Annotated in this window: 5 protein-coding genes and 1 pseudogene; 2 read left to right on the top strand and 4 right to left on the bottom strand. The window is 68.0% G+C overall.

Going from position 1 to position 5,027, the window contains the following annotated elements:
- The 4 genes and pseudogenes from RN743_RS12210 to RN743_RS12195 all read right to left on the bottom strand — a co-directional run.
- Positions 1-442, bottom strand: a pseudogene (locus tag RN743_RS12210) (hypothetical protein); the annotation flags it as partial.
- 2 nt (positions 443-444) lie between these two features.
- Entirely contained in the window at positions 445-1,701 is a 1,257-nt protein-coding gene (locus tag RN743_RS12205; protein ID WP_310780142.1) for an ABC transporter permease, read from the bottom strand.
- Between the two features lie 6 nt (positions 1,702-1,707).
- The gene (locus RN743_RS12200) at positions 1,708-2,460 is read right to left on the bottom strand and encodes an outer membrane lipoprotein-sorting protein (protein WP_310780141.1); all 753 of its coding nucleotides are present in this window, start codon (positions 2,458-2,460) and stop codon (positions 1,708-1,710) included.
- Between the two features lie 67 nt (positions 2,461-2,527).
- The gene (locus tag RN743_RS12195; protein WP_310780139.1) at positions 2,528-3,709 is read right to left on the bottom strand and encodes an aminotransferase class I/II-fold pyridoxal phosphate-dependent enzyme; all 1,182 of its coding nucleotides are present in this window, start codon (positions 3,707-3,709) and stop codon (positions 2,528-2,530) included.
- Positions 3,710-3,850: 141 nt separating this feature from the next.
- On the opposite strand from RN743_RS12195, the gene apaG reads away from it, so the two are divergent.
- Both apaG and RN743_RS12185 read left to right on the top strand, forming a co-directional pair.
- Entirely contained in the window at positions 3,851-4,282 is a 432-nt protein-coding gene (gene apaG / locus RN743_RS12190) for a Co2+/Mg2+ efflux protein ApaG (RefSeq protein WP_310780136.1), read from the top strand.
- A 19-nt stretch (positions 4,283-4,301) separates the two neighbouring features.
- Positions 4,302-4,931 (top strand): TenA family protein, encoded by a 630-nt coding sequence (locus tag RN743_RS12185; RefSeq protein WP_310780134.1) that lies wholly within the window; start codon positions 4,302-4,304, stop codon positions 4,929-4,931.
- The last annotated feature ends 96 nt before the right edge of the window (positions 4,932-5,027 follow it).

The following is a 5,027-nucleotide window of genomic DNA, read 5'->3' as shown; positions in this document are numbered from 1 at the left end:
CGAGGTAGCGCCCTTCGATCACCCCATCGTCGATCATGCCGAAGCCCGCTTCGGCGACGGGGTCGACCCCCACGATCTGCGCCGGGCGCGCCCCGGCCGCCGAACTCGCCAGCCCGTTGATGCCGAGCCTGGCGGACGTGGACACGACATGCGGCGCGATCTCCGGAGAGGCCAGCGCCTGCTGCGCGGCGCGGAGGACGTCCGTCGTCAGCCGGTTGTCGATCTGACGGCGCAGCCGGTACTCGGGCCGCTCGACGGTCACGTGTCCGCTCCCCATGCGCACACCGGAATCGACCCACTGCTCGTGGCTGCCGTCGTCGATCGTCATCGACCAGACCAGGAATGCGCCGCCCACGATCATCGCCGAGGCGGTCAGCACCGTGCGGCGCAGATGACGGCGCAGGTTCCTCAGGGCGAGCCGGACCAGGACGCGCGGGAGCACGGCTACAGGCCCGACAGAGTGTCGGCAGGCGGCACCCGCGCCGCACGGATTGCCGGGTAGAGGGCGGAGACGAGTGCCGTGACGATCAGGCCGATGGTCGCCCAGGTCCATGCCGGCACGTTGGTCCCCACGCGGAGACTCGGCGTCAGCAGGACGCCCTCCACGGTGAGGCTTCCGTAGAGCCATGAGAGGTCGGGCGGCGCCGTGGAGAACCAGACCAGCAGCGGCACCGTGACGACGGTCCCGAGGGCCAGCCCCATGACGCCGGTCGCGACCGCCTCGGACAGCACCGTGCCGACCACGGACCGCGGCGATGCACCCAGCGCCAGCATGACGGCGAACTCGCGGCGGCGTTCGAAGGTGGCCATCAGCGTCGTGTTGGCGATCCCGAAGCTGGCGACCGAGTAAATGAGGACGATGAAGATCCAGTACGTCGCATCGGCGAGCGCGACATACTGGGCAAGCACGGGATTGAGTTCCGTCCATGACGCGACCGACATCGCCCGTTCCGGGGCCCCAAGGGCGGCTGCGAGGCGGGCCGCGGTCAGGTCGGCCTGCGACGGATCGTCAGTGCTGACCGCGATTTCGTGGACCCGATCCGGATCGAGGACCACGAGCGTCTGGAGGTCTGCGACCGGCATGACCATGGTGCTGGCATCGAACTCGAGCAGGCCGGTCCGAAAGATGCCGGTGACCGTGTACAGGTCGTTGCCCATCGAGCCGTCCGCCGCCGAGGCCACGACGATGAGTTCGTCGCCGACGCTCAGCTCGAGCTGCCGCGCCATCTCGTCTCCCACCACGGCTTCGTAGCGGCCGGTGGCAGGCAGGCGGCCCGCTGCCAGGGGATCCAGAAAACGGGTCAGCGCCACCTCGCGCTCGGGGTCGACGCCGAGCAGCACGCCGGCCAGTGTCGCTTCGCCGGAGCTCACGAGCCCGCTCGCGTACACGCGCGGGGCGGCCGCCACAACCGATGGATCGGCCTCGATGGTGCGCAGGATCTCCCCGACGTCGTCACCCTCGCGGCCGCCGATGGTCTCGTACAGGCTGCGCTCGGGCCGGTAGTCGGCATCGTGGATCTCGATCGGTCCACTGACGAGCGACGTGGCGTTCTCGACGAGTCCCGTCGAGACCCCCTCGGCCCATCCGACCATGAACACCACGGCGAAGTAGCCGACCCCGAGGCCGAGCGCGGTGAGAACTGTTCGCTTCCGGTTGCGACCGAGGGTGCGCCACCCGATTCGCCACAACCGGCCCGTCACGCGTCGCTACCCCCCGCGCTGCAGGGTCCGGAGCGAGAAGAAGGATGGATCGACGTCGATGTCGAACTCGAGCTCCTCGTAGCGGATCGTCGTGCGTTCGTCCGGCTTGTCCGCCGGGTGCATGTTCATGACCCTGGGAACGATCCGCCCGCTGAACTCGGCGTAGTCGCCGTGCTCTATGGTTCTGGCCAGCTCGCCGTCCTCGTCGAAGAACTCCGCCCGGACCGGCATGTCGTCGGCCTGCCGGATCCGGTAGTCGATGTGCCCCCAGACGACGGGCACCTCCGGCTTGGGGGTCAGGCGAAAGTCCCAGACAGCCACGCCGTCCGCATCCTCTCCGTCGAACACGAGTTCGATGTCGTAGTCCTCGACGAGCCTGCTGTCCTTGACCAGGTCGTCGTTCGTGAAGTGCGATCCCATCCACGATCCGCCCATCATCGAGGCGGGAACCTTGATCGTCCGATCGACCTTGGGGAGGTAGTTCCAGATGTCCTCGGCGGCCTTCAGAGTCGCCGTTCCGGCCTCCCTCCGCGGCGCCTGCAGGCGGACGAGCGAATAGTCCGTGCCGAGCGACCAGATCTCCATCGTCATCCGCCGCTCCCAGTGCTCGGTCACGATCTCCATCGTCGCGACGCCCCGGCTGGACTCGCCGCGCTGCAGCCGGTCCACCCGATCGATGATGGCGATCGGGTCCACCTGGGCCCGGGCCGGCGCCGCGACGGCCAGCTGCAGGATCGTGCCCGCAAGCGCGAGCCACATCGCCCCGCCACGCCTGCGCGGCCCAGGGAGTCCCTGGCGTGTTCCTGGCATGTGAGTGCGCCGAGCGTTACGAGCGGCTGTTGCTGTCCGCCGCGGTCATGCCGTCGGGGAAGATCTCGTTCCACGCCGTCAGGAAGCGGTTCATCTCGTCTTCCGTCCCCACGGAGACGCGCAGCCAGTCGAGCATGGGCGGGAAGTCGCGCCCGACGGCCACCTCGCGCTTGCGGAACTCGGCCCTGACCTCGGCCGTCGGACGTCCCGTGCGGACCATGAAGAAGTTGGTCTCCGACGGGAGCACCTCGAAGCCCTGGCCCCTGAGGACGTCGGCGGTCTGGTCGCGGAGCGTGTTCGAGGTCTCCTTGATCCAGGCCTCGTACTCCTTGTCCTCGAGCGCGGCGACGCCGCCCCACTTCACGAGCGCGTTCACGCTGCCCGTCGCGTAGTCCCGCATCTCGTCGATCATGTCGGGCGTCGCGACCCCGTAGCCGAGGCGCATGCCCGCCAGCCCGTAGATCTTCGAGAAGGTGCGCGTCACGAGCACCTTGCGGCCCTCCTTGATGTAGGGGATGGCCGTCTCGTAGCGCGGGTCCTCGATGAAGTGGTGGTACGCCTCGTCGATGAGGACGGGGATGTCCTCCGGAATCCCGTCCAGCAGGCGCCGGATGTCGTCCCCCGGCACGATGACGCCGGTGGGGTTGTTCGGATTGCAGATGTAGACCATGCCCACATCGCGGTAGTTGCGGTTCGTGACCTCGATGAGATCGTCGATGTCCTGCGTGTAGTCGGGCAGGAGCGGGCGCTCGATCACATCCGCGTCGATCCCGGAGGCGACGCGATAGACGGTGAGGTAGGTGGGCGTCACGCCGACGACCTTCTCCTCGTGGCGCAGGAAGGCGAGGCCCGCCACGCGCAGCGTCTCGCCGGAGCCCGCGTTGATCATCACGTGATCGGTGGGGACCCCGTGCGAGTCCGCGATCTTCTCGAGGATGTCGCCGTCGGGATAGCCGTACCGGTTCGAGTACTTCCAGGCCCCCTTCATTGCCTCCAGCATCTTCTCCGAGGGCCCATACGGGTTCTCGTTGGAGGAGAGCTTGGCGAGATCGTCGTAGGGGTCGAGCGGCTCGACGCCCTTCGGGGGCGGCCTGAGTCCGGCGCCGATGACCGCGGTCGGGTTCAGGCCCGCGACGCCCAGGGCCGCGGCGGCGCCGCCCACGAAGTGTCGGCGTGAGAACGTGTGCTGGGAATCCATCGCTTCCTCCATGCTCCCTCAAGTCCCTGTCGCCCGGCCGTCGTCCGCGAACCGGGGGTGCGGCCCGAACAAAACGATGCACTGATACTCTGCGGCGCGAGGCGTGGCCCGCGCAACGGTAACCGTGTATCCTCCGCCCGAATGGCCCCTCACGAGACCACCCCCGATGACGGCATTCCCCCCATCGTCCCGGACGCGATGGCCATCCGCGTCCGTCCGGAGTACGTGGCCGAGCACTCGGACCCGGCAGTTTGGCGCTACGTCTTCGTGTACCACATCACGATCGAGAATGTGGGAACGGAGACGGCGCAACTCTTCTGGCGCCACTGGCTCATCCACGATCTCGTGGCCGGCGACCACGAGGTGGAGGGGGAGGGCGTCGTCGGGCAGTCTCCGGTGCTGAAACCGGGGGATTCGCACCGCTACAACAGCTTCTGCATCCTGCGAGGTCCGACGGGCCACATGGAGGGGTTCTACCACTTCCGGCGCCGCGACGGGTCCGTCTTCCGCGCCCCGATCCCGCGCTTCCACTTCCACGCGCCGCCCGAAGCCGTGGGCACGCTGTTCAGCTAGCCGAAAGGACTCGAGACGCATGGCAGAACCGCTGCACCGAGTGCTCTGGGCCCGCAACGCCGGCCTCGCCGAGGCCTGCCTGCGCTCCCCGTTCGTGCGCGGCCTCGGCGACGGATCTCTGGATCAGGAGGAGTTCCGGCGATACGTGGCCCAGGACGCCTTCTTCCTGCGGGCCTTCTTCAGCGCCTACGCGCTGGTCGCCGCGCGCACCGCCGACCGGATGAAGGTCGCGAACAACCTGGTCTTTCTGATGGCGGGAGTCCTTAAGGAACTCGAACTTCATCGCCACTACGCCGAGATGCTCCGAATCGATCTCGAGTCCGTCACGCCCAACGCCGCCGCGAAGGACTACACGGATTTCCTCGCGGAGACGGCCTGGAACGCGGATGCGGGCGAGACTCTGGCCGCGATGACGCCCTGCATGCGGTTGTACGCCTGGCTTGGGCAGCAGTTGCGTGCGACCGACTACGGGGAGAGCCCGTACACGGAGTGGATCGACACGTACGGCGCCCCGGAGTTCGAACGCCTCGCCCGGGACCTCGAAGTGTTGCTCGACGACCTGGCCGCCGACATGCCGGAGCGGGCGGCGGAGGTCTACGCCGAGGCCATGCGCTACGAACTCGCCTTCTTCGAGGCGTTCGGGGGATAGCCGCAAGAGCGAGCGGCGGGTTGCCGGCCGCGCGAGGGCCTAGCTAGTTCTCGTCCGCAAACTCGCAAGTTGTTGATGTATTGTTAGATGTATCAC

Origin of the sequence: Candidatus Palauibacter scopulicola, assembly GCF_947581915.1 — a bacterium.
Classification (GTDB): domain Bacteria; phylum Gemmatimonadota; class Gemmatimonadetes; order Palauibacterales; family Palauibacteraceae; genus Palauibacter; species Palauibacter scopulicola.
The sequence above is the reverse complement of the archived record's forward strand: the minus strand, read 5'-3'. Positions and strand labels throughout refer to the sequence as shown.